Genomic DNA, 24,279 nt, shown 5'->3' with positions numbered 1-24,279 from the left:
CGCTGGGGCCGCGTTTCCTTTACCGCTCCATCGTGTGGCTTTTGTCCCGTTTCTCCACCGTCCTGGGCGGTACAGGCCGCCGCAGGCCCTCCAGCACGGAGGGGCGCTCCGCCTTTGCCACCGTCTGCCCGCGCTGGGCTGTCCCGTGATTGCTGTCTATATCCAGCTGCACATTCAGCTCTGCCAGCCGTGCGCTCTTTTCCGCCAGCTCCGCCTCCTGGGGAAAGGGCTTGCCCAGCTCGGCCTTGGCGTCCTTCAGCTGCTCCCGCAGGTTGCCCAGCCGGACCTGGAGGCTTTTCACTCGGTCCGGCATACCGGCCAGGGCGTTGTCGATGCGGGTCAGGTTGCCCCTGGCATCGGTGCCCAGGGTGGCCCGGTGGGACATCTCCCCTTTTAGGGTCAGGATGAAGTCGGAGCCAAAGTTCTCCACAGACAGGAACATGGCAAAGCCCCGGTAGCTGCCGATCTCCACCGGCTTGTTGTCCTTGACCTCCTTGCAGGCTTCCAGGATGGCGGCCCCGGCATTGTCCTTGTCGGTGAGGGTGTCCCCCCGTATCAGCATCCCGGCGAAGCCCTTCTCCACCTCCGCCGCCTTGCCGTTCCCGGCCTCCTTGACCGTGACCGGATGGGGGTGGGCGGCCAGGGTAGCCATATCCTTCTCCAGCGCGGCGATGAAGCCCTCTGCCTCCTTGATCTGCTCCGGGAAGTAGCGCAGCACGTTGTCCTCCATGCGGAACTGCCTGCTCTGGTGGTCCGCCTTGAGGACCTTCAACCGGGCTACATCAACCTCCAGATTCATCTTCTCCTTGATGAGCGGATTTCCGGCGCACAGGGCTTTGATCTCGGCATAGGACAGGGTTGTCTCGTCCACATCCTTGCAGGAGCGCACCGGGGATTTGGAAGTCATGATCTGAGAGATGAACTTCTGTTTGTTTTCCACCGTCTGCCACAGATAGCTGTCGAAGGTGCCCTCGGTGACGTAGCGGTAAATATGTACCTTCTTGTTGCGGTTGCCCTGGCGGACGATGCGGCCCTTGCGTTGCTCCAGGTCGCCGGGCCGCCAGGGACAGTCCAGGTCATGGAGGGCGATGAGGCGGTCCTGGACATTCGTGCCTGCCCCCATCTTGAAGGTGCTGCCCATGAGCACCCGCACCCGGCCCTGCCGGACCTTGGAAAACAGCTCCTTTTTCCGGGCTGGGGTGTTGGCGTCGTGGATAAAGGCGATCTCCTGGGCCGGAATGCCCCCAGCGATGAGTTTGTCCCGGATGTCCTCATAGACGGAGAAGGGCGCGTCCGGCTCCACGCCGTCCAGCAGATTGGTCAGGGCGTGAAGGTCCCCGCCGGTCTTATCACCCGCCGCCATAGCGGTCTTGTCCCGCTGGGCGGCGGCCTTGGCCTTGGGGGTGGAGATGTCACAAAATACAAGCTGGGTCAGCCTGTCCGCCGTGCCCTCCTTCCAGATGCGCAGGATGTTGTCCACGCAGCGATTGACCTTGCTGCTGGGGTCGTCGGGCAGCATGGGGTTGATGATCCGCTGGTCCAGGCCCAATTTCCGCCCATCCGACGTAATCTTGAGCATGTTGTCCCTCCTGGGGTCCACCCGCCCGGTGTGAACCTGGGCAGCCCGCTTGGAGAGCTCCTGCACCATGGCCTTCTGGTGGCCGGTGGGCTCGGACTTCTCCACATGGTACTCCACCTCCGGGGCGGGGAGGTGCAGCTGGTCGGCGGTCTTGATGTCTGCTGTCTCATGGAACATGGCCATGAGTTCCGGCAGATTGAAGAAGTTGGCGAAGCGGGTCCGGGCCCGGTAGCCAGTTCCCTCGGGGGCCAGCTCGATGGCCGTCACCGTCTCCCCAAAGGTGGAGGCCCAGTTGTCAAAATGGTTAAGCCCCTGATGTTCCAGCGTGGCCTGTTGGAGATACCGCTGCATGGTATATAACTCTGTCATGGAGTTGGAGACCGGGGTGCCGGTGGCGAACACCACGCCCTTGCCGCCGGTGATCTCATCCAGATAGCGGCATTTTAAGAGCATATCGCTGGATTTTTGGGCGTCGCTGGTGGACAGGCCCGCCACGTTGCGCATCTTGGTGTAGAGGAACAAATTTTTATAGCTGTGAGCCTCGTCCACAAAGAGGCGGTCCACGCCCAGCTGCTCGAAGGTCACAACATTGTCCTTGCGGCGGGTAGAGTTGAGCTTCTCCAGCCGGGCCTGCAAGGATTTTTTGGTGCGCTCCAGCTGCTTGATGGACACCCGTTCCGCGCCGCTGGCCCGCAGCTCCTCAATGCCTTCCTCGATCTCCGCGATCTGGTCGTGGAGCAGCCGCTCCCGGCGCTCCCAGGAGACCGGCAGGCGTTCAAACTGGGAGTGGCCCATAATCACCGCGTCGTAGTCTCCTGTGGCGATCTTGGCACAGAACTTCTTGCGGTTCTTGGTCTCAAAGTCCCGCTGGGTCGTCACCAAGATATTGGCGGCGGGATAGAGGCGCAGGAACTCCGAAGCCCATTGCTCCACCAGATGGTTGGGGACGGCGAACAGAGACTTGCGGCACAGCCCCAGCCGCTTGCTCTCCATGGCGGCGGCCACCATCTCGAAGGTCTTGCCCGCGCCTACCTCATGGGCCAGGAGGGTGTTGCCGCCGTAGAGGATGTGGGCCACGGCGTTGAGTTGGTGTTCCCGCAGCTTAATCTCCGGGTTCATGCCGCCAAACACGATATGCCTGCCATCGTACTCCCGTGGGCGGATGGAGTTGAACAGATCATTGTACTTACGCACCAGGGCGTGGCGGCGCTCCGGGTCCCTCCATATCCAGTCCCGGAAGGCGTCCTTGATGGCCTGCTGCTTCTGCTGGGCCAGGGTGGTCTCCTTCTGGTTGAGCACCCGGCGCTCCGTGCCATCCGCCTCCTTGATGGTGTCATAGACGCGCACATCCCGCAGATTCAGCGTGTTCTCCAGGATATAGTAGGCGTTGGCCCGGCCTGTGCCGAAGGTATCGTAGGCGGCCACATTGTCCGAGGAGACCGCCCCCTTGTGAGTGATGCTCCATTCGGCGGTGTAGGCGGAGAAGTGAACGCGCACCTCGTTTTTGACATAATTAGGAGTTCGGAAGGTCTCATACATGAACTGCTGGATGTACTTAGCGTCGATCCAGGTAGCGCCCAGGCGCACCTCAATTTCAGAGGCGTCCAGGTCCTTGGGGAGCGCCTGTTCCAGCGCCTCCACGTTATCCTGGAACACGGGGTCGGCCTCCGCCGCCCGCCGTGCCTGGGCCAGCTTTTGGCGCACGTTGCCGGAGAGGTATTCGTCCGCCGCCACATAGACGGCCTTGCCGTCCTCCTGGTCCGGCAGGCGGAAGATAACGCCACGCAGGTCTGCGGCCAGCTCCGCCTCGCTCTTGCCGGAGAGTTGGGCCATGTAGGCCATATCCACCCTGGCCCGCTCTGAAATGGAGACGGCCAGGGCCTCGGAGGCTGTGTCCACATGGGTGACGGCCCGGTGGGGCTGGATGGTCCGCTTGGTGAACATATCCGCCTTTTCCTGGAAGTTGCCGTCGTCGTCCAGCACCTCCAGGGAGCAGAGCAGATAGTAGGAGCTGTCCTCCGAGAAGGCCAGCTCGTTGGCCCGGCTGTTGATGCGGCCATATTTGGCGGTGAAGGCGTCATAGAGGTTGTTGAGGCGCTGCTGTTCCCCCCGGATGGCAAGAGGGTCCCCGTCCTCCATCTGGAGATCAATGAGCCTGTGGGCGCAGTCCCGCAGCTCCACCATGCCCAGGACGCGGGCCGCAGCGGTGGCGTTCAGCTCGGGCTTCACCATGATGCTGTTCTCCCGGAAGTACACTTCCCCGTCCACCACGGTATAGGAGTAGTTGCGCACATTGGGGTCCGCCGGGATGCTGTGCTCCACGGGAGCGTCCTCGTCCCCGCCGCCCAGCTCCGGCAGCTCCACCGCTGTAATCCGGCCCTGGATATGGCTCACCGCCTCGTGGAGTTGTTGGGCAAGGTCCGCGCCGGGGATGGGCTTGCAGACAAGCTGCGGCCCATAGGGGCCGGATTCAACCTCCAGATTGCCCAGCACCATCTCCGGGTGTTCCTGGAAATAGCGGTTGATGGTGACGAAGTTGCGCCGGGTCTCGCCCCGGCTGTTGGTGTGCTCCTGCTCCATCAGGGTGTCCGTCTGCACCCAAAGGGGCAACTCCGCCCCCAGCTGGCGGGGCATCTCCAGCTTCTGAAGGATCACCAGGTCCGTGGTGATGTCCGTCCCCGCGTTGGACAGGAAGGCGTTGTTGGGCAGACGGATGGCCCCCAGCAGCTCACACCGCTCCGCGAGGTAGCGCCGGGGCCGGTCGTCCTTCTTGTCCATGGTGCCGCCGCTGATGCCGTTGGAGGTGAGGAAGGCGATGATGCCGCCCGGCCGCACCTGGTCAATGGCCTTGGCAAAGAAGTAGTCATGGATGAAGAAGTTCTGTTTCTCGTAGCGGCTGTCCGCCAGCCTGAATCCGCCGAAGGGGATATTGCCGATGGCCACGTCAAAGAAGCCGTCCGGGAAGTGGGCCTTCTCAAAGCCCCGGACCAGAATGTCGGCGTCCGGGTAGAGCAGGGTGGCGATACGCCCGCTGATGCTGTCCAGCTCCACGCCGTAGAGCTTGCTGCCCGCCATGGCCTCCGGCAGCAGGCCGAAGAAGTTGCCCACGCCGCAGGAGGGCTCCAGAATGTTGCCCTTCTGGAAGCCCAGGCTGCCCAGGGCCTCGTAGACCGCGCTGACGATGGTGGGGCTGGTGTAGTAGGCGCTGAGTGTGGAGGCCCTGGCGGCGGCATACTCTGTATCTGTCAGCAGGCCCTTGAGCTCCTGGTATTCCCGGGACCAGTCCTCCTTCCCGGCGTCAAAGGCGTCCGGCAGGCCGCCCCAGCCCACATACCGGGACAAGACCTCCTGTTCTGCCGCCGTGGCACCGCGCCCCTCGGCCTCAATCCGTTTCAGAGTGCGGATGGCCTCGACGTTGCGCCGGAACTTCTCCTTGGGACCGCCCTCGCCCAGGCGGGGGTCTGTGATGCGGAAATTCCCGGCTTCGGGCTGGGGCGGCTCCGGCTCCGGGTCATGGGAGGGCGCTGGCGGCTCCGGTTCGCTGGTGCGGATGGTCTGGATCACCACATCGTAGGGTAGATGGTTTTCCTCCGCCGGATAAAGCGCAGCAGTTTTTATCTGCACAGATTTATCCACCTCTGACTGCGGTTCTCTCTGCCCGCGCACATGAGCGGGATCTGCCTGTTCCATCTGGTACACAGCGCGGAGGACAGCGGCAGCTTCCCTCCATGAGAACGAGGCCGCATTTTTCCCGTTGGCATGGTCATCCAGGACATTGATTTCCACACCATCGGTCGAGGTGTAGTAATCTGTCTGGCCTCCCGCAGAAAGCGTCAAGTGCTCTGCATGGTCAGAGGCCATTTCAGATAAAAGCGCGGCGATTTGCGTGTTCCCTTCGCCAGCTCGGAAACGGGAAGCGATTTCATCCCGTTCCGCCTGTGAGAGCAAGCCGCCGTCAGCGGTCAACACTTCCCGCAAGTCGCGGTCAACCGAATCCAAATCAGCATACATAAACTCTGTGAGATGGCTGTTGCGCTCATCCTGTCGCAGCCACTCCTCAAACTGTTCCCGCTGGACCGTCTCGTGGCTCCAGACATACGGCCCGGTGTCGATGCGGATTTCCTGTTCCCCGATGTAGCCGATGGTGCCGCTGATCACATGGTCCGGGGCGGGCAGCGTTACCTGGTCGCCCACCTGATAGGCCGGGGTACCCTCCAGACGTACCGCCTCCCGCTGGACCGGCGTGTGGGAAAAGCCATCCAGCTCCTGTTGATACAGGGCGCGGAGAACGGCGGCCAGCTCCCGCCAGGAGGCGGAGGCGGTGGCAAGTATCTTGTCATCGTCCCGGATGATCTCCACCTCCAGGCCGGTAGTCGCGGCCCGGTAGTCTGCCGCCTCGCCGGTCACAATGTCCATGGTCTCCACCCGGCCAGCAAGCTGTGTGGAAAGGCGCTGGGCGATTTTGGTGTTGCCCTCGCCGTTTCTCAGCCATTGGGAAACATAGTCCTTGTCCCGGTCTGTCAGCAGGCCGGAGGTCAGCACCTCCCGCAGGTCTTGGTCGAACCGCTCTAAATCAGCGGGCAGAAACTCGGTAATGGGGCCGTTGCGCTGGTCCTGCTTCAGCAGCCGCTCAAAGTCCTCCCGCGTTTCCAGCCGGTAGACGGGGTAGGACAGCGTGGGGTCCAGGAGCTCCACCCGCCCCCGCTCCAGGGCGGCAATCTTATACTCCCTATCCTCCAGATAGACGAAATCCCCCACGCCATAGGCGGAGGAGAGCGGATTGCGGGGCTGTCCATCGAGGGTCACAACCTCCGGCTCAAGCTGATTTTCCGGGACCGCTTCCTGTATCTCCGCCCAGTCCCCGTCAGAAACCGAAATGTCTATTTCATGGGTCGGCTCTCCCTCCCCAATGGTGATGGTGTCGCCGTCGCGGGCCATTGGCTGTTGGGATAAGTCCGGCGGGGCGGGGTGGGCCAGGATGGGGTAGGTCTCGTCCAGCACCGCCTGATGGAGGCGGTTGTGGAAGCTCGCCAAATCATAATAGAGGCGGAGGAAGGTCGTGTCCTCCATGGTGCGGACCGCCCGCTTGATGGCCTCCGTGCCCTCCAGCATGGCGTTCTCCCGGTCTGAGTTCCGGCAGGCGTTCTGATAGGCTTTGTCTGCCAGCACCTTTTCCCGCACGATGGGAAGATATTGTTCATAAATCTCCCGGACCGTAGGTGTGGGCTTCCGCTCTGACGTTTTCTCCGGCACCGGCGTTGGTACAGGTTGGAACTCGCCATTGTCCAGGTATTTCTCAAATATCTCCCTGCGCATCTGTACCGGCTCCTGGCCGGGGACACTGGGCATGGTGTACCAGATGTAGTCCTCGTCCACATGGTCAAGGACCATACGAACCACGGAGCTCTTGTCATCAACGAAAGCGTCTATGGCGTCCCCAGGATGATAGGTGTGACCACCCGGACTGGTGTAAGCCTCCGACTTCTCCATTCCGGCAACCCGCTCCGCATCGGCCATGACTTGCTGGATGAAGGGGTCATTGTCCAGCTTCTCCGGGTCCACCACCTGGCCGTTGACGATGCCCCGCCGGGCCAGCTCCTCCCGGATGGCGATGGGATCAATGCTGTCAAAATTGTCCTGCTCGGCCTGGGTATAGAAGCGGTCCTCCCGGATGAGCTGGGCAATCCGGCGCTGGACCTTGGGCCAGGGTACGTCAGCCGCCGCACCGTCCACCGTCACAGGGAAGGCGGGCAGGCCGTCGCCGTATTCCTGCCGCAGCCAGGCGGCGGTGTCCTTTTCCCGTCCGTGCTCCTTCATGTAGCGGACAACGGCGTGTTTGCTCTCAATGCTGCCGTTCCACTCCTGGATGGCGGCGTCGATGTCGGCCTGTGTGACCGCTCTGGACGGCTGGGGCCGCTCCGGCACCTCCGGCGGGACCTCCTGGGTCGGTGGCTCCACAATGGTCTCCGGCGGGGCCTGTTCCGGGGCAATCTCCTTTTCTGCCAGCAGACAAACCTCCGGCCAGGTCAGCCGGGTCTCGGCAGCCGGGTTGCTGATGCTGCCCTCCCACACATGGAGCTGGTCCGAGAAGCCCTGAAAGCCGATGGTGGTCCCATCCTCAGCTGGATATTGATGTGGAACCTCACCAAACCGCAGGCGCAGGTAGCTGGCCCGCAGCGTTTCCTCCGGGTGGTCCGCGAAGAACTTGACCAGGGCCTCCCAGGAGGCCGCCCCATCCTCGTGGCGCAGGATTTCCGGGAGATACTGCCGGTGGAAGGGCGGCGCGGGGATAGGGTCTGGCGTGGGCAGCGCCGGTCCCGCCGCCGAAGCGTCCAGGGTCAGCTGCTCCGTGCGGTAGGGCGGCGGATATGCCACACGGGGTACCGGCTGGGGCAGCGCCTCTCCCCGCTGTTGGAACTCCCGCACAATGGCGTCCCAGCGTTCTTTTTCCGCTGGTGTGAAATAGTCCTGGCCGGAGATCAGCTCCTTCAGCCGGGCGGCGGCCCTGCTCCAGGGAATGTGTACGCTGCCGCCGGGGGAATACCGCCGAAACTCAATATCCTTCGCGGTATAAATGACAGTCCCGTGGCTGCCGTCCTGATAGGTCTGGCTGTGTGCGTAGTAAGAGCCATATTCCTGTTTCAGAAAGGCCACGGCGGCCCTGGTATCCGGCATCCCCAGGTACATGGCGTAAATGCGCAGCTTGCTGTCCTGAGTGCCGGACCCGCGCCGCAGCTCCACATCCCATTCCTCACCAGAGATGGAAAAAGCGGAGGGCGTTTGTACGCTCTCCGCTTCCAAAATGGATTCCCGCTGCTCCCGCTCTGTGGGGAACAGACTGAATTGCCCGGCTTGTTCGGTTAGCTGAACACCAGCTCGCTCAGGATGATCTCCTCCGCCTGTGCCTTGCAGTTGTTCATCAGGCCCACCCAGCTCATCGGGGCGGCTGCCTTCAACGCCTCCGTCGCCCCCGCCTCCTTCGCCAGCTGGGGCATCATCTCGTCCAGCCTCCGCCGGGCCGTCTCGTCGGTCTCCCGCAGGTGGGGGTACAAGCTCTCCTCCAGCAGCATCTTCTGGAACAGGATGGGCCGGTGCTTCTCCAGGTAGTTCTTCCGCATCCGCCCGTATTTGCCCAGGGGCGCGGCCTCCGGCGGTTCGCTCAGGGTCAGGTTGGGGATCAGGTAGTCCCCGTTCTGGATGTAGGTCAGCTCGTTGGTCATGGTTCTGGCTCCTTTCTGCGATTTTCTCGCGCTCATAGTGCTTGATGGTGATTTCAATTCTCCGCAGGACCTGCTCACTGGCCTCGCTCACCGCTGTGCCCAGGGCGGCCACGGCGGCGGGGGTATTCCAGTCAAATACGCTCAGGAAGTCCTCATGCTCAAAATACCGCGCTGGCTCCAGCCCACACCGGGACAGGAGAGCGTAGGCGGTGCTCACAGAGGCGGCGCTGCGGAACGCCGCCCCGATGTTGAACTCATCATATTCCTCCAGAAAGGAACCGTCAACGATGCCGAGGATTTCCTGTTGATGTTCCTCCCAGTAGTCTGTTGCCAGACGGCTGGCTATCTGCTCCAGCTGGGAAACAAGCGGCTGTGCGGGGTCGTCCGGCACGTCGAAGTGATCCGCCAGGGCCTGCCGCACCGCCGCCTCGTGCTCGGGCCGGAGCTGCCACAGATAGGGGCGGCGGGCACGTTCTCCGCCGCCGGTATCCGCCACATCAAACACATAGCGCAGGCTCGGCTTGCCGCCGCTGGTGTCCACCAGGGCGATGCCCCTGGACCCACGGCGGACATACCGGCCCATCCGTCGGTTCCAGAAGTCGTACTCCGCGCAGGCGGTGGCCTCCGGGCGCTGGGCGTAGATCATCAGCTGCTCATGGTATGGGTACTTATAGAGGCGGGCGGCGGTGGTGAGAAAGGCCGTCCACTCCCGGTAACTGCCCGTAATCTGCCGGGCGGTCTGGTCTGCCATTTGCGCGAAAACCTGGGCGTTAGCCGCCACGGTTATCTCCCCCTTTCATTTTGGATCAAAAATGGGGCGGCACAGCGGCCGCCCCATTCCAGTCAAATTCAGTCCTCAAAATCCGGCATGAGCTCCAGCTGCTCATACTCGGCGTCGCTGATGCCCCGCAGCTTCTCCAGGGCGCTGTCCGTCAGCTCTCGCAGCTCATCCTCGTCCGGTTCCAGGTATCCCCGCATCTCCTCCAGGTTGGCAATCAGGCCCTCCCTGGTGCCGGGGTCATAGATGCTCATAAGCTCCTGTTCCTCATAGGTAAATGCGTTCATCGCTCCATGTCTCTCCTTCTCTTATTTTTGTGTTTGGATGGTTTGGCGGACCTCGCCCGCTGCCGGAGGTCCTGCTGGTGCCGGCTCTGGTAGGTGAAGCGGAGGTCGGCCATCAGCCGGGTGCAGGCGTCGGGCGGCACTTGGGCCAGCTTGTCCCGTGTGCTGGCGAACAGGGTGTGGAGGCGGGGCTCCTTGATGACACGCATGGCCGCCTCCAGGTCCGAAAGCAGGTTTTCTTGAGTGTTCAGCGCATACTGGGAAATCAATTTCTGCTCCTCATCGGTGAAACGGGGAGCAAACGGGCTAATACGGCGAAAGGCCGTCACGCGCCCATCCTCATCCCGCACCGGCTCATAGCGGGCGCTGGTTTTCAGGTACATTCCGTCCATCCCCGCCCCGCCGAGGTAGAAGCCATTTTCGTCCTTCTCTGCCTCCAGCAGCGCCGTGCCATCCTCCAGAAGATAGCCCGCCTCGGTCCGGTTCTGGAACAGCCCCACCGGAACACCCTCCCGGAGGATACCCACCAGCTCCGCCGGAGTGTCCGCCAGGGTCATGGCATATCGGTCATGTCCCATCTCATCGCTCCCTTTCTGCGCCCTTGTCCGGCGCTGTTTTTTTGCGTCCCGGCTGGGGCGGCTGCTTCAGCCGCTCCACCACGGACTTTCTCTCCCGTTCCTTTTGGACGGCGTTCGCCAAGTCCAGAAGGGAAATCTGCTGGCCGGCCTTGACCTGGGCCTCCAGCTCCGCCACGCTGGGGGTGTTGTTGATGATGCCGTCCAGCTGGTTGTCGTTCTGCTCGATGCTGTCCTCGGCGGCCCGGAGGGGATTCCTGGCGGAGAAGAAGCCGGGCAGCTCAGAAAAGGCGTACTGGTCCACATAGTGGCAGGATACCACGCCGCCCTGCTTGAGCGCCACGATGTCGCTGATGCTCATACTGGGGCTGTGGTAATCCGCCGGGTGAGCATTGTTAAACTGCTTCCAAAGCTGATTGAGCTGCTGGAGGGTATCCCCCTGGCCGGTGAGGGGGGCGGTGTAGACCAGATCGTAGTTGCCTTTCCGCGGGGATTGCCCCTCGGCCCGCAGCCGCTCCAAAGGGATATAGCGGATGTCCCGCAGGTCTGGCCCCCGGTGGAGCTGGTAGATGGCGAAGCAATCTCCCTGGTGATCCAGGAAGGCGGCCTCCCGTTTCTCCTGTTCTGCCTCCCCCAGGCGGGCCTGGATGGCGTCGTCAAAGTCCAGGCTGGCCTCCCATTCCTCCCGTGGGATGGCAAAGAGGCCGTCGTGGTGGTCAAAGTCCGTCTCGTCAAAGACCATCTCCGGGTTCTCACCGGGGCGGATGATGTAGACCGTGAAGTCGCCGCCATACATGAGCGCCGCCGTGTCCAGGGAGACGGGCAGAAGGTCCCCCTCCGCATAGCCCGCTTCCGCCAAGTCCTCCATGGTGCAGTTCGGGTCTGGCATGGGGTAGGTGTCCAGCTGCGTGTCCCAAAGCGCCGCGTCCTCCTGCTCAAAGTGCTCCCGCAGCTGCTCAAGGTAGGGATTCTCAGGCGGTTCCAGCTGCGCCTCCTGCAATTTCTCCACCAGCTCCAGCGGGACGGCCTCCACCTTCTCCGGCCTGTCGCCCATGGCGTCGAAGATTTCCTCCCGGACAGCGGGCAGGGGGTGCTTGATGGGGGACAGGGCCACGTCCTCCAGGTCGATCACGCCGCCGTCCAGCTGCCGCAGGGTCGCTTTATCGTAGAGGGTGCAGTCGTAGCCCTCGTCTCGGAGCTGAATATGAAGGTAGGTGGCGTCGTCCAACAGGTAGAGACCCTCCAATTCTTTCGGCTCAGTCTGGTCCAGTTCCCGCACCTGCCGGGCGGTCAGTTCCCCCGCCTCCAACTGGTACAGCAGCTCCCGGCATCGGTCGGTCGGCCCCACATAGACCACTTCACGGGGGATATAGTCCTCGCCGGTCCACTCGGCGGCCTGGAGATAGCCCTGGTCCCGATAAGAGGCCGCGTGGGGATTGGCCTCCAGGCGGAAGGTCAGGCCCTTGTCCCTCTCGTCGCTCAACTGCTCCAGCCGGTCCAGCAGCACCACAGCGGAGGGCAGCCCCGCCTGCTCTCCCACATGGTTCAGGGTATCCCGGATGCCGGAAAAGTGGCCCGCCCGCAGTTCCTCCGTGATGTCCGTGATGGCCTGTTCCCTGGGGTCCAGAGTATAGGGGTGCTCCAGCAGACCGGCGGCTTTCGCCATGTAGTCCAGGAAATCGGCGGCAAACTGCTCCGGGGTATCTGCCTCCTGGAAATTCGCCGAAATTTTCGGCGAATTTTCTTCCCGAGACAATTCGATCCCCTTTTCCCTGCAAACCTCCGCAAAATGGCGGTCAATGTCGGTAATCAGGCCATTGGCGGTTTTGGAGATGGTATCCAGACAGGCGCGCAGCTCGGACAGCTCCCGGTTCTTGCTCCAGGAGGCCAGATAGCCGAAGCTGTTGGCCCCGGTCTCGATGCCGTAATACTGGCAGACCACATAGGACACGCTCTCGGCCTCCAGTTCCTCGGTAGAACGGCTCTTTTCGTCCTTCTGCCCGTGGAGGATGGAATGGGTGATCTCATGGACGGCGGCGCTGATGGTCTGCACCTGGCTCATGCCCTCCCGGATGGCGATGCGCTGGTCGTCCAAACTGAAATAGCCGTCCATGTTCGCCGCCATGGGTATGAACTCCATGGGGACCGGCGCGGTCCGGCGCAGGGCCTCCAGAAATGCCTCATATTGCCGCACGTCGCCGGTCAGGTCCTCCGCCAGCTGCGGGAGGGGCCTGCCGCTGGTCTGAGATACGTCGAACACCGTCACCGGGCGGAACAGGGGCACCTGGAACTCCTTTTCCTCCATCACGACGTGGCCGTTCTCGTCCAGCATGGGCGCTTTGGTGTCCGGGTCGATCTTCTGCCGCTCCACCTTTCGGACGATGGGGGTGGGCGCGATGATGTAAATGGCCTTTTCGCCCCGGTTGATGTGCCGTCCAAACTCCTCCCGCCACTTCTTGGCGCTGGCCACGCGGGTGGCATTGGGCAGCTGCATCTGGATGAGGAGGACGTTTCGGGCGGAGTAGCGGTGAAAGCGGGACATGGCGGCCAGGTAAGCCGTGTACTTCCCGCTGTCGAATACTTCGCGGATGCCCTGCTCCAGCTGGCGGGTCAGGTCCTTCATCCGCTGCTCCCGGCTGGGATAGTCTTTCTTTGGCATGGTGGTCTCCTTTCTGAGAGCATAAAAAATGCCCCCACACGGGGCGGGAAATTCCCTCCCGTGTGGGGGTGGTTGGTAGTGATATGTAGAAAAAGCCGCCGCATTTTGGGCGGTCAGGGTGAAAGGATATGCCTTACGCCGTTTACGGCAGAAAAGCCCTTGGAAATACAGGGACTTCCGGCCTCACTTTTTCTACGCTCTGCCCCGGTTTTTGGCCGCCCAGGCCCGCTTGTGCCGCCGGGTGCGCTTTGCGGCGCAGTCCGGGCAGTAGCGGGTATTGGGGGACCGGGGCAGGAAGGGCTGGCCGCACTCCGGGCAGCGCCGCCGGTGGTCCGCGCCCAGGACCTCCCCATACAGCTCCCGGTCTACCGGTAGGACGGCGGACCGGAAGTAGCGGCAGAGGACAGAGTAGGTCAGCATCTGCGGGCAGGGACAGGGGGCGTCCCCGTCGTCCAGCAGCAGGCAGCAGCCATGGTCGCAGTTGGCGCACAGGGCGCGGATCAGCCGCTTGGCCCGGCGTAGCTGGGCCTCGGTCATGCGCAAATATGGCTCATTATTAGGCTGTTCAGTCAACTATGCTTAGCACCCTTCCTAAAATATAAGGGGAACAATCATAGATTGACTGCTCCCCTTTATAATTTATTCGATTATTCCAAAAGATTCGCACTTAATTGATGCTTTTTTCCCAGCAGAAAGTTCGCCAACAATTTCAATATGTGCGCCACGCTCATGAGCCTCGATTGCCTTATCATAGTCAACCTTTTCTAATTCTGAGGTAACTGTTCTAGGCTTTTCATTTTCATCCAAGTAAACCACAGTGATCTTTCCAGTTGTCCTCTTTTTAACATCTGGAGAAGACTCGAGTTTCTTTATTCTTCCAATTATCTTTGTGGATTTACTTGTCTGCTCTTTTAATTTTCGAATAGTTTCAACTATTGGTTGATAATAGTCATGAGTGAGCGAGACTCTATTAGTCTTTGATTCTTTGTTCTTCACTGTGGGAGACCACTCAGCAATAATTTCGATATTTGAGTCCTTTGAGTCAAGATTCAATCCAACGAGGGCCTCATAAAAATTAGCGCTGATTATTTGGTCTGATGGTTCTGCCAGCAGTTGCTCTTCGCCTTCATCAATGTGGTTCTTTATTAAAACCAAATTATTTATGACGCGATTCGTGACCTTCCTTGTTAATGATTTTTGACAATCTTCCTCATCAGAAAAAATACTTAGTTGTTTATATCCTTCCTCTTCACTAAATTGAGCAAATGGGCAAACAACAGAAATAACATAGCTTCCAATTTCTGTTTGCCCAAATCTACAATTTGATAAAAAATTCAAAACTGTGTCATCAATTCTACCCTGATGATACTTCTTAGGATGTAATATATCTAATGCCGTTGCAGCTAATAGTTTTTTAGTATTCTCATACATCCTTATTGCATCATCAAAAGTAATGCTACCAGTTTCAATCTGCTTTTTGTCCAGCCGTATTTTTAGAATATCTGTATTGGGATTAAGCAAATATAACATAATCTGTTCAAAAGACCTGCACTCAACTTCAGATACAGTCTTTACAGCACGATACATTGCTTCTTTATAGTCGGACAACTGCTTGTCCATGGGTAGTGTAATTTGGTGAAAAGAGCCCCCCATTTCTTTTTGAAAGACTCTAATATTTTTTCGCATAATTTGAAAAGAGTTCCATCCAGTATCTTTTAGATACTTAACAAAAGCGAGAGGATTTATCTGTTCAGTTAATTCTAAAAAATCGACTGAATATATCATACCGCCCCCTCCTTTGCAATTTTATCCAAAAGGCACAAAAGGCTCTCACTATTAAGAACATTCTTTTTGTCCAATTTAACGCTTACCCAATTTGAATTATCACTCATTTGCTTTTCAGAAAAACTGGCCCAGTACATACATCCTTTAATTAGCAAATCTTCCTGCGTCCAATGCACCCATTCGGAATAGTCCTCCGGCAAAATCAATAGACCCAAAATTATAGGGGTCGTGGCTGGGCAACATAAGTCATTATAATTTTTAACTTTTAGCTTATAGTTGATATAATCTCCCTTATCTTCATACTGTGACGGAGATGAAGTTGCTTTTAATTGGATTCTCAATTCCGAATAAAACTTTTTCCCGTCATTTATTTCGATACATTTTTTTAGTAAGCCATCAGTGCTATCATCATCGTGTCTTAAGATTTCGTAAGCAATACCAGCATGAGCACATATTGCAGATATGTAGCTTATACTGATGTCCTCTTTAACTTTTGATTCGTGCATAATGCCTCCCCCTTTTATTATATTATAGCACATCTATTGTGTCCGTCTACACTTTTAACCATGCTGAAGGCTTTTTCATAGCTTGAACAGGCATCAATAAAACTCTAATGAAAAAGTGACATATTTTTGTCGGTCTGTCATTTTAATCACCGCGTCGTAGGTCTTGCCCGCTTTCTCAGACCACAGGCCGGTGACAGGGGCCTTCCCGTCTTTCAGAAGGGCCGCCACGATGGCACGGGTGGGCGTTTTCTTCCTGGTTTCCCACCAGCGGTTGTTTTTCCAGATGGCAAAGCCGCAGGTCCGGTCCTCGCAGAAGAAGCCCTGTTTCCGTTCCGTGACGGCTTTCCCGCACCGGGGGCACCGGCCCACCGCCTCACGCTCCGGTGGGAACAGCACGTCCCCGCCCTCCACCGGGCGGACCGTCCCCACCAGCTCCCGCAGCATGGCGGAAATCTCCGCCATAAAATCCTCCGGGGCCAGGGTTCCCCGCTCCACCTCCTTCAGCCGGTGCTCCCACTCGGCGGTGAGGGCCGGGGATTGCAGGGCCTCGGGCAGCACCGTGATGAGGGCGGTGCCGGTGGGCGTTGGTAGAAGGGAGACCACCTTCTTGGCCTTTTTCCGCTGGATGAAGCCGGCGGAAACCAGCTTCTCCAGGGTGGCGGCCCGCGTGGCCGGGGTGCCGATGCCCCGTCTCTCGGCATCCTCCGGCATATCCTTTGCCCCGGCGGTCTCCATGGCGGAGAGCAGGGTGTCCTCCGTGTAGTGCTTGGGCGGCGTGGTCCTGCCGGCCTTGACCTGGGCGGCGGACACTGGGAGAGGCTGGCCCTCGGCCAGGTTCTCCGGGACAGTCTGGCCCGTCTCCGGCTGGCCGTAGGCCCTCCAGCCGGGCTCCAGGACCAGCCTGCCCTTGGCGGCATAGGTCTGGCCGCCGCATTGGACGGTGATGCGAGTCTCCGCACAGCGGTGCGGCGGGGATACCGCCCGGAGCAGGCCCAGGGCGGCCAGCCGCAGCACCTCCCGCTCCCCAATGGGCAGGGCCTCCAGGTCCGCCTTGCCCGCGCTGGCCGTGGGGACGATGGCGTGGTGGTCGCTGACCTTGGCGCTGTCGCAGACCGGACCGGTCAGCACCGTCTCCGGCGCGTCCACGCCGCAGAGGGCGGCGGCCGCAGCGGCCAGTGCCGGGACCCCAGCCTCCATGTCGTCCGTCAAATACCGGCTGTCTGTCCGGGGGTAGGTGCAGAGCTTCTTTTCATAGAGGGCTTGCAGGTAGTCCAGCGTCTGCTGGGCGGTGTAGCCCAGCGTTCGGTTGGCCTCCCGCTGGAGGGTGGTCAGGTCATAGAGGGCGGGGGGCTTCTCCGTTTTCTCCCGCCGCTCCACCGACTGGACCACGGCGGCGGTGCCCTGGCACCGGGCGGCGGCCTCCTGGGCCTCCTCCTTGCTGGCCGTCCGCTCCCCGGAGAGGGTGAGGCCGCCGCAATCCAGCTCCACTGTGTAGAAGGGCTCCGGCTGGAAAGTGGCGATCTCCGCCTCCCGCTGGACAATGAGGGCCAGGGTGGGTGACACCACCCGGCCAATGTTGAGGGTGCGGCCATAGAGCAGGGAGAACAGCCGGGTGGCGTTGATGCCCACCAGCCAGTCCGCCTTGGCCCGGCAGAGGGCCGCCCGATGCAGGCCGTCATAGTCGCGGCCAGGGCGGAGCTGGGCGAAGCCCTCCCGGATGGCGGTATCCTCCATACTGCTGATCCACAGTCGGGAGATGGGCTTGGAGCAGCCGGCCAGGGCATAGACCGTGCGGAAAATCAGCTCGCCCTCCCGCCCGGCGTCGCAGGCGTTGACCACCTCGGTCACGTCCTCCCGCCGCAGGAGGGTGCGCAGCACATCGAACTGATCCCGCTTATCCTTGGCAATGGTAAACCGCCAGCTCTCCGGCAGGATGGGCAGGTCCTCCTTCCGCCACTTGGCGTAGTCCGGGTCATACGCGGCGGCGTCCGCCAGCTCTGCCAGATGCCCCAGGCACCAGCTCACCAGCCAGCCGACGCCCTCCAGATAACCGGACCGCCGCTGATTTGCCCCCAGGACGGAGGCCAGACTTTGGGCCACCGAGGGCTTTTCGGCAATCACAAGGCGCATGGGTTTCACTTCCTTTTTCAAATTTTATGTTTGCGCTTTCCGCATTCTCGTGTATAATGGAACTACAAGGAGGTGCTGAAATGGTTCATTCAATCTCAGATGTGCAGTCCATTTTGACCCCCATCTTTGACCGCTATGGCATTTCACGCGCCGTCCTGTTCGGCTCCGTTGCCAAGGGCACAGCGACAGCGAAAAGCGATCTGGACCTGCTGGTGGACAGCAAGCTGCGCGGCCTGAAATTTGTGGGTTTCATGGAGGATGTCCGGCAGGCCGCCGGGATGCCGGTAGATGTGTTCGACATATCCCATATTGAACAGGACTCACTGATTGACCGTGAAATCCGGTCTACCGGGGTGACAATCTATGAGAAATGAGATTGTCGTCCAGAAGATGGCTGGATATGTGGCAAAAGTCCTGGACTATTGCCGGGGCTACACCTATGACAGCTTTGCGGCGGACATCAAATTGGTGGAGGCTTGTGTGTTCAATCTCAGCCAGCTTGGGGAGCTGTGCCGTGTGGCTGACGACGCTTTTACCAAAGCCCACCCGGAAATCCCCTGGCGGGAGATGTATGGCCTGCGCAATCGCATTGTCCATGACTATGAGGGGGTCAATCTGATGCTGGTATGGGAAATCATCAGTGAGGACCTGCCGGAACTGCAAAACACATTGAAACAGCTGTTGTAACAGCACCAAACGCCTGCCGGTTGGCAGGCGTTTTTGTTATGCTGTGGCCGAAGGTGCCCGGTTGATCCCCCGGTAGCAGGGCAGGATGCAGCCCTCCCCATACCGCTTGCAGCCGTGGCAGGGGTGGCCCTTGGGAGCCGGGGCCGGACGGGAGGGCCTGGGGCTGCGGGGGACCTGCATCATCATCCGCTCATAAGGGCTGTTGGTGAAGGTTCTCATGTGCCATTGTCCTCCCCATCCTCGTCCTCATCACCGGCCAGGCCATCCGCGTATTCCTCGTCGTCCTCGCCGTAATCGTAGTCGTCCAGGTCGTCGGGGCCCTTGGTGCTGGCCTTCTTGTCCTTCACCAGCTTGAAGTAGGCAAACGCACCGCCTCCGCCCAGCACCAGCAGGACCACCAGCAGCACGGCGGGGTTGAGGCCGCCCGCATCCGCCTCCTTCTCTGGCTCCGGCGTATCCTCCGGCTCAGGGGTGGGTTCCGGCTCAGGCTCTGGCCCCACGCATTCGGTCATGTTCACGGCGCACACCGGGCAGGCGGTGTTTACCGCCCCGGCGGCGCATTTGGTGGTGCAGTCACAGGCGGCGGGCTCCCCGTCCTCCATGAGGGCCATCAGGTCGGCCTCGTCCACGGCGTTTAGAAAGTAGACGGTGTTCTCGCCGTCCGCCGCCCGGTCAATGATAATGTAAAAGGTGTTCCCGGACTTGGTCTGGACGGTAATGAACTGCTTATCCCCGGCGGCCTCTCCCTCAATGTCGTCCACAAGGGTCAGGTTGCCCTCCGGGGTGAGGGGCTCCGCGCCCCCGGTCACAGGGACATCATCCTCCGGGGTATCCGTTTCCTGGATCGTCCCGGCGGTCTCCGCTGTCTCCGGGTCGTCGGCATAGGCAAAGGCAGCGGGGGTCAGGGCGGCGCAGCACAACATCACCGCCAGCAGGCCGGTGAGCAGGCGCATTTTTCTCTTAATCATGCTCCGGTTCCTCCTCTCTATCGGCCAGCACCGGCAGCGGGCCGGATTGACGGGCGGCCTCCATCAGGGCGGCCAGCTGGTCCGGGGTCATGCCCACCCGGCGGACCATACCCACAATGTCCAGGTTCTCCAGCTCCGTCACCTGGCTGTCGATTTCCTCATTGCGGGCGGAGAGCTTGGCGATCTTCTCGCTGTTTTTCTCCTTCTCCGCCAGCAGCTTTGTGATTTTCGGATTCAAAATAAACGCTCCCTTCATGGTAATCTTCCGTAGGAATACAGATGCTCCTGCCAGTAGCTGGAGCTGAGGTCCGCATAGGAGATGGGCGACCCACAGTGGATCATCATGCCCCCGCCCACATAGATGCCGCAGTGGGACACCGGCGTACCGCTGTCATAGGTGCCGGTGAAGAACACCAGGTCCCCCGGCTTGGCGTTGGCGGCGGAGACGGGGGTGCAGAGGTTGAACAGGCTCTGTGCCCCCAGGCGGCCCACGTCCCAGCCGGAGTGATTGATGACCCACGACACAAAGCCGGAGCAGTCAAAGGAGGTGGACGGGCTGGACCCGCCCCACACATAGGGGAAGCCCAGGTACTTCTCCGCCTCGGCCAGCATGGCGGCAAACTGTTCATCCTCCAGGGCCTCCGGGGGCACGTCGTAGTCCAGATAGTCCTCCACCACCGACGCACCGGGGTACTGGTCCTGGGGGAACAGGTCCGGGCGGTTGCCCAGGGTGGCCATGTAGGTGGCGTACATGGAAAGCTGGTCCTCTCCCATGATGTAGACCGGCAGGTGGGACAGGTCTGTGACCTCCAGCGTCACATAGCAGATATAGTAGGTATAGGGCTCGTCGTCTGCGTCGTACCGGGTCTCCGGTACCACCGATTCCGTCAGATGGTACTGGCGGTCGAACAGCATTTCCAGAGTGGGCTGTACTTGCTCCAGCGTCCACGCCCCCTGGTGGTAGGCGGTGAGCAGGGAGATGAGCACATAAGGGTCGTGGCCGATCTCCCCCAAATCATAGTGGTACTCGTCATAGTCGTGGGTATCCTCGTAGCTATCCAGATAGGCTTGCAGTTCGGCCTCCATCCCGGCATAGGCGGCCTCGGCCCCCAGCATGGCCTCGTCGGTGGAGGGATAGGTGGAGCCAGCGACACCGCTTCCGACGCCGGAGAACAGCACCGAGCAGGAGGACATACAGTTGAGGAAAAATGCCACGGCCAGCAGCAGGCCGCCGGCGGCCAGAAAGCCCTTCTTGTGCCGCCGCACGAAATCCGCCGTCTGCTTGCTCTTTTTGGCCGCCGCCTTGGCAGAACGGGCGGTTTGGGCGGCGGCCTGACCCGTGGCGGTCCCGGCCTGGCCGGCCCGCCGGGCGGCGGCATATTGCTGTTTGATGGCCTGTTTCTGCCGCCAGCGGGAGACGGGATTGCTGGCAAGCTGGGGATTCTCCCGCAGGCTCTTTTGGTACAGGGCGTTGATATTGGCCTTTTCCAGCTTCCGCTCCGCTGCTGCCGCCTTCCGGTAGGGGCGGAGCTTGTGGCTGTGATACCCCTCCCGGACCAGCCGCCCGGCGGTCTCTGCCGCCTGTTCCGACTTGTGGGCGGTCTCCACCCCCACGTTGTCCTCCTGGGCCTCGCCAATCTCCCGGTGGACGAGGCCCAGCACGGTGCCGCTGGGCGCGCCCCGGAGGGTGTGGGTCAGCTTGGAGGGGGGCTTCTTCTTGTCCTCAAAGCGCAGGTGTACCGTCACCGCTCCTGTGTCCGGGTCAACAGCCAGCTCCTTGACCTTTTTCTTGGGGATGGCAGCCTGGGCCTTGTCCGCCCTGGCTGCCGCCCGGTCTGTCCGGCGGATGGGTTTCTCCAGGGCCGGGGCCTCCCGTTCCTCCTTGGTAAAGTGCAATCGGGGCTCTTTTCTCACCCGGACACCTCCTGGGGCTTGGTGGTCATGATTCCATAGAGCTCCGTGTCCTTGGGGAAGCGGTCCACGAAAGGCAGGATCACATTGCCGTAGAACAGCAGCCCCTCGCCCTCGCTGGAGTGGGTCACATAGGAGAGCTGGTGGGGGCTAATGTTGAGCTGCTTGGCTAAAATCTGCCGGTCGCCCGCCGCCTGGTTGAGCATATAGATGAAGTCTGAGTTCTCGAAGATGTTCTCGATCTCGCGGGAGGCCAGCAGGTCCTTGATATTCTGCGTGATCCCGGTGGGGATGCCGCCCCACTTGCGAAATCGCTTCCAGATTTCCACGCTCCAGCTTGCCAGCTCCCCCTTGAGCAGCAGGTGGAACTCGTCTACATAGTAGCGGGTGGTCTTTCCCGCCGCCCGGTTGACCGTGACCCGGTTCCACACCTGGTCCTGGATGACCAGCATCCCCAGCTGCTTGAGCTGCTTGCCCAGCTCCTTGATGTTAAAGCACACCAGCCGGTTGGTCAGCTCCACGTTGGTGCGGTGGTTGAACACGTTGAGGGACCCGGTGACATACAGCTCCAGCGCCGCCGCGATGCGCTGGGCCTCTGTCTCCGGCTGGGCCAGCAGTTCGTCATAGAGGTCCTGGAGAATGGGCATCCGGGCCGGGTCCGGGTCTGCCAGGTAGGGGCGGTAGACATTGCGCACACAGCGGTCAATGACGGTTTTCTCCACCGGCTGGAGGCCGTCCTTGCTGCCCACCACGATGTCGCAGAAGGAGAGCAGGAAGTCCACCTTGAGGGCCAGGGGGTTGTCGTCGTCCGAGTAGTTGAGGTTGATGTCCATGGGGTTGACGTACTGGGTGCTGGTGGGGGAGATTTTCACCACCTGCCCGCCCAGGCGCTTGACCAGGGGGGCGTACTCGTCCTCCGGGTCGCAGATCAGCACGTCGTCCTCCGTCACCAGGACTACATTGGTGATCTCCCGCTTGGCGGAAAACGACTTGCCGCTGTTGTGGACCACCAGGCCGTTTTCCAGCACGAAGTTCAGATGCCGGGGCACAGACAGGTCATAGACCGGGACCTTCTCCGCCAGCTTCTGGACCGACACCTGGACGACCGTGTGGCCCCCGCTGAGGCGCTGGCCCTCCCGGATGTGTTTCGCCTCCACATATTGCCCGCCGCCGTCCATAATGAGGTGGGTGCCGGTACAATGCAGGGCGCTCCCGTCCTCCAGCCTGATGGTCCAGAGCTCGTCCGTGTACTTCTCTACCCGGATGTCCCTGGCCCTGGCCGCCACGATCTGGCCGGTCCGCTCATCATAGGCTTGCACCATGGCCGACGTGACGCCCTGCTCCACCAGCTCCGCAAAGCTGGCGGTGGAACCGTCTGCCATGCGGATACGGGTCTCCCCGGAAAAGCAGCCGGGGGTGCCGAGGATTAGGCCGTTGGGGTTTTTCAACAGCTTCCGGTCCACCATGATGAGGTTGTTGGACAGGGCGTTGATGCCGTAGTACAGGGCCTCCGGGCTGGTCTGAAACAGCTCCTGGGTGGTGAAGGGGACAAAGATGGCGGTGGAGCTGGTGGTGAGGCCCCGCTGAATCTCAATCTGGTTGAGGCCCAGGGGCAGGCAGCTCATCAGCCCCTCCTCCGGCTGGAGGTCCAGGGGGATCAGACGGCAGTTATGCTTCTGAGCGATGGAATTGGCCTGGAACAGGTTATTGTCCAGCTGCTTCCGGCTGTCCGCCGTGTTCATCAGCAGGAACGTCACCAGGAACATCCGCTCATTCCGGCTCTGGAGGTCTTGCAGCAGCTTCTTGGCCTCCGCGCCGTAGGTAGCCAGGTCCGAGGGGATGATGTCCATGTCGTACCCGGAGCGCACCGCCTTTTTCTGTTCCTCGATTTTGGTCCGGTCTAGGTCGGTGATCTTCCGTTTGATGGTCTTGATGGCGCTGACCTGATCCACAGACTGGACGTGCATGGACACTACCAGGCTGGATTCCATGTCCAGGAAGTCCGCCAGGATGCGGTCATTGAGCTCCGGGGCCAGGATTTGCAGGAAGGACACCGCCCCCCATTTCCGGCCCATGCGGAAGGCACGGCTGCCGGGGAACTCCAGGGAGGACGGGGCGATGAAGTCCTTGGTGCTGAGACCAGATGGGGCCAGCCAGTCCCAGGAGAAGCGGAAGGGCGACTGGTCGTCCATGTGGAACATATCGTAGAGCAGCCGCAGCCGCTCCGCGCCGTTGAGCGGTGTAGTCACCACCCCCAGGCGTTTGAGGTTGTTGATAATGTCCGTTTCGATGCGCTCCAGCCGGGGCTTGGCCGCCCTGACGCTCTCCGCCTCCACGCCAAAGGTGAGGTACTTGGTCTTGACAAGGCCGTTGTTGCCCCTGGCGAGCTGGTTCTGGAGCATAGCGGTATACTCTGCCCGGATGGTGTCGAAGCTGTCCCCCTGGGGTGGGATCACGATGCGCTTTTCGTAGTTCTCCCTGGTGGCTGCCAGATTGAGGAAGGAGAACTGGAAGCGGATGGAGCTGTCAAAGTAGTTGAGGCAGTCCGACCACCCCTCAAAGATGGCGTTTTTATCCTCGTTTTGTGATAACTGATAGTTAATATCCTGGAACTGCACCGTCTTGGTGTAGTAGGTATCTGTCACCCGGCACACGCCGTCCGGCCACATCCGCTGATAGGGGATGCTGTCCTGGGCGGACAGCTCCTTTTTATCGGTCCGGGCCGCCCGGCGGATGGCCGCGTCGATCTCCCGGCGCTGTGCCCGGGTCAGCTTCCGCCGGGGCTGGGCGTCTGCCCCGGCGGCGGTCTGCTTGCTTGCCTTGAACAATGTGATACACCTCCCGATCTAATCGGTCCTGCCGCGCAAGGGCGGCATAGAAGTTGTTGGTTCGGTAAGGCCGCTTCTTGGGGCGCAGGAAGTAGAGGCGCAGGACCTGAAGCGCCACCTTCTCCATGGGCTGGCCGTTGCGCTCATACATCGCCAGGAAGAAGAAGGGCAGCATGACCAGCATCATCAGCAGGGCGGCGGTGCTGGTGCCCAGGCTGCCCCGGCACAAAAAGAACAGCGGCACGCCGATGAGCGCCCCGCCGCCGAAGCAGATCAGCTGCCGCTTGGTCAGATTGAAAGCGACCTTGGATTTGATTTTCGTCAGGTCCTTGGGGACCGGAACATAGGCCATTTACAACACATCCTTAT

Annotated in this window: 17 protein-coding genes and 1 pseudogene; 2 read left to right on the top strand and 16 right to left on the bottom strand. The window is 60.8% G+C overall.

What is annotated here, in order from left to right:
* Positions 1-19 precede the first annotated feature (19 nt).
* The 9 genes from B5G42_RS01945 to B5G42_RS01905 all read right to left on the bottom strand — a co-directional run bounded on the left by B5G42_RS01945 (position 20) and on the right by B5G42_RS01905 (position 17,516).
* Complete coding sequence (locus tag B5G42_RS01945; RefSeq protein ID WP_242961108.1) at positions 20-8,254, bottom strand: SNF2-related protein; 8,235 nt, start codon at positions 8,252-8,254, stop codon at positions 20-22.
* Positions 8,255-8,439: 185 nt separating this feature from the next.
* Complete coding sequence (locus B5G42_RS01940; RefSeq protein ID WP_087266157.1) at positions 8,440-8,799, bottom strand: TnpV protein; 360 nt, start codon at positions 8,797-8,799, stop codon at positions 8,440-8,442.
* 849 nt (positions 8,800-9,648) lie between these two features.
* The gene (locus B5G42_RS01935; protein WP_087266155.1) at positions 9,649-9,864 is read right to left on the bottom strand and encodes a transposon-transfer assisting family protein; all 216 of its coding nucleotides are present in this window, start codon (positions 9,862-9,864) and stop codon (positions 9,649-9,651) included.
* Positions 9,861-10,439, bottom strand: coding sequence for a transposon-transfer assisting family protein (locus B5G42_RS01930; protein WP_087266153.1), 579 nt, complete (start codon positions 10,437-10,439; stop codon positions 9,861-9,863). The genes B5G42_RS01935 and B5G42_RS01930 overlap by 4 nt, the downstream gene beginning before the upstream one ends.
* Position 10,440: 1 nt before the next feature.
* Positions 10,441-13,095, bottom strand: coding sequence for a YodL domain-containing protein (locus B5G42_RS01925; RefSeq protein ID WP_087266151.1), 2,655 nt, complete (start codon positions 13,093-13,095; stop codon positions 10,441-10,443).
* A 192-nt stretch (positions 13,096-13,287) separates the two neighbouring features.
* Complete coding sequence (locus tag B5G42_RS01920; RefSeq protein WP_087266149.1) at positions 13,288-13,632, bottom strand: cysteine-rich VLP domain-containing protein; 345 nt, start codon at positions 13,630-13,632, stop codon at positions 13,288-13,290.
* A gap of 102 nt (positions 13,633-13,734) precedes the next feature.
* Positions 13,735-14,880 carry a hypothetical protein gene (locus B5G42_RS01915; protein ID WP_087266147.1) on the bottom strand — a complete coding sequence of 382 codons (1,146 nt, stop codon included), beginning with the start codon at positions 14,878-14,880 and terminating at the stop codon, positions 13,735-13,737.
* On the bottom strand, positions 14,877-15,386 hold the full coding sequence (locus B5G42_RS01910) for a DUF4365 domain-containing protein (protein ID WP_087266145.1): 510 nt from the start codon (positions 15,384-15,386) through the stop codon (positions 14,877-14,879). Before B5G42_RS01910 ends, B5G42_RS01915 begins: the two co-directional genes overlap by 4 nt.
* A 93-nt stretch (positions 15,387-15,479) precedes the next feature.
* Positions 15,480-17,516 (bottom strand): type IA DNA topoisomerase, encoded by a 2,037-nt coding sequence (locus B5G42_RS01905; RefSeq protein ID WP_087266143.1) that lies wholly within the window; start codon positions 17,514-17,516, stop codon positions 15,480-15,482.
* A gap of 80 nt (positions 17,517-17,596) precedes the next feature.
* On the opposite strand from B5G42_RS01905, the gene B5G42_RS01900 reads away from it, so the two are divergent.
* Both B5G42_RS01900 and B5G42_RS01895 read left to right on the top strand, forming a co-directional pair.
* Positions 17,597-17,890: a nucleotidyltransferase family protein gene (locus B5G42_RS01900; RefSeq protein ID WP_087266142.1), complete on the top strand. Its 294-nt coding sequence runs from the start codon at positions 17,597-17,599 to the stop codon at positions 17,888-17,890.
* A complete protein-coding gene (locus tag B5G42_RS01895) occupies positions 17,880-18,203 on the top strand; it encodes a HepT-like ribonuclease domain-containing protein (protein ID WP_087266139.1) in 324 nt (107 codons plus the stop codon). The genes B5G42_RS01900 and B5G42_RS01895 overlap by 11 nt, the downstream gene beginning before the upstream one ends.
* Before the next feature lie 36 nt (positions 18,204-18,239).
* Here B5G42_RS01895 and B5G42_RS01890 read toward each other — a convergent pair whose 3' ends face one another.
* From B5G42_RS01890 to B5G42_RS01865, 7 genes and pseudogenes are all read right to left on the bottom strand, one after another.
* Positions 18,240-18,422 carry a hypothetical protein gene (locus tag B5G42_RS01890; protein WP_087266137.1) on the bottom strand — a complete coding sequence of 61 codons (183 nt, stop codon included), beginning with the start codon at positions 18,420-18,422 and terminating at the stop codon, positions 18,240-18,242.
* Positions 18,419-19,171, bottom strand: coding sequence for a DUF4366 domain-containing protein (locus tag B5G42_RS01885; RefSeq protein ID WP_206406155.1), 753 nt, complete (start codon positions 19,169-19,171; stop codon positions 18,419-18,421). Before B5G42_RS01885 ends, B5G42_RS01890 begins: the two co-directional genes overlap by 4 nt.
* A complete protein-coding gene (locus B5G42_RS01880) occupies positions 19,164-19,409 on the bottom strand; it encodes a DUF4315 family protein (RefSeq protein ID WP_087266415.1) in 246 nt (81 codons plus the stop codon). The genes B5G42_RS01885 and B5G42_RS01880 overlap by 8 nt, the downstream gene beginning before the upstream one ends.
* A 14-nt stretch (positions 19,410-19,423) precedes the next feature.
* Positions 19,424-21,085 carry a C40 family peptidase gene (locus B5G42_RS01875; protein WP_087266135.1) on the bottom strand — a complete coding sequence of 554 codons (1,662 nt, stop codon included), beginning with the start codon at positions 21,083-21,085 and terminating at the stop codon, positions 19,424-19,426.
* A complete protein-coding gene (locus B5G42_RS18925) occupies positions 21,082-22,260 on the bottom strand; it encodes a VirB4-like conjugal transfer ATPase, CD1110 family (RefSeq protein ID WP_343286684.1) in 1,179 nt (392 codons plus the stop codon). Before B5G42_RS18925 ends, B5G42_RS01875 begins: the two co-directional genes overlap by 4 nt.
* Positions 22,261-22,269: 9 nt before the next feature.
* Positions 22,270-23,751, bottom strand: a pseudogene (locus B5G42_RS18920) (hypothetical protein); the annotation flags it as partial.
* A gap of 40 nt (positions 23,752-23,791) precedes the next feature.
* Positions 23,792-24,262 carry a PrgI family protein gene (locus tag B5G42_RS01865; protein WP_087266133.1) on the bottom strand — a complete coding sequence of 157 codons (471 nt, stop codon included), beginning with the start codon at positions 24,260-24,262 and terminating at the stop codon, positions 23,792-23,794.
* Positions 24,263-24,279: the final 17 nt, after the last annotated feature.

It is taken from the genome of Flavonifractor sp. An91, assembly GCF_002159225.1.
In the GTDB taxonomy this organism is placed as follows: Bacteria; Bacillota; Clostridia; order Oscillospirales; family Oscillospiraceae; genus Flavonifractor; species Flavonifractor avicola.
This window is presented reverse-complemented; position numbering and strand designations above follow the sequence as displayed.

Coding starts and splice junctions, on each gene's coding strand:
- B5G42_RS01945 (WP_242961108.1), bottom strand. CDS start 8,254: ATGCCGGATACCAGGGCCGCCGTGGCCTTTCTGAAACAGGAATATGGC.
- B5G42_RS01940 (WP_087266157.1), bottom strand. CDS start 8,799: ATGACCAACGAGCTGACCTACATCCAGAACGGGGACTACCTGATCCCC.
- B5G42_RS01935 (WP_087266155.1), bottom strand. CDS start 9,864: ATGAACGCATTTACCTATGAGGAACAGGAGCTTATGAGCATCTATGAC.
- B5G42_RS01930 (WP_087266153.1), bottom strand. CDS start 10,439: ATGGGACATGACCGATATGCCATGACCCTGGCGGACACTCCGGCGGAG.
- B5G42_RS01925 (WP_087266151.1), bottom strand. CDS start 13,095: ATGCCAAAGAAAGACTATCCCAGCCGGGAGCAGCGGATGAAGGACCTG.
- B5G42_RS01920 (WP_087266149.1), bottom strand. CDS start 13,632: ATGACCGAGGCCCAGCTACGCCGGGCCAAGCGGCTGATCCGCGCCCTG.
- B5G42_RS01915 (WP_087266147.1), bottom strand. CDS start 14,880: ATGATATATTCAGTCGATTTTTTAGAATTAACTGAACAGATAAATCCT.
- B5G42_RS01910 (WP_087266145.1), bottom strand. CDS start 15,386: ATGCACGAATCAAAAGTTAAAGAGGACATCAGTATAAGCTACATATCT.
- B5G42_RS01905 (WP_087266143.1), bottom strand. CDS start 17,516: ATGCGCCTTGTGATTGCCGAAAAGCCCTCGGTGGCCCAAAGTCTGGCC.
- B5G42_RS01900 (WP_087266142.1), top strand. CDS start 17,597: ATGGTTCATTCAATCTCAGATGTGCAGTCCATTTTGACCCCCATCTTT.
- B5G42_RS01895 (WP_087266139.1), top strand. CDS start 17,880: ATGAGAAATGAGATTGTCGTCCAGAAGATGGCTGGATATGTGGCAAAA.
- B5G42_RS01890 (WP_087266137.1), bottom strand. CDS start 18,422: ATGAGAACCTTCACCAACAGCCCTTATGAGCGGATGATGATGCAGGTC.
- B5G42_RS01885 (WP_206406155.1), bottom strand. CDS start 19,171: ATGATTAAGAGAAAAATGCGCCTGCTCACCGGCCTGCTGGCGGTGATG.
- B5G42_RS18925 (WP_343286684.1), bottom strand. CDS start 22,260: ATGGACGGCGGCGGGCAATATGTGGAGGCGAAACACATCCGGGAGGGC.
- B5G42_RS01865 (WP_087266133.1), bottom strand. CDS start 24,262: ATGGCCTATGTTCCGGTCCCCAAGGACCTGACGAAAATCAAATCCAAG.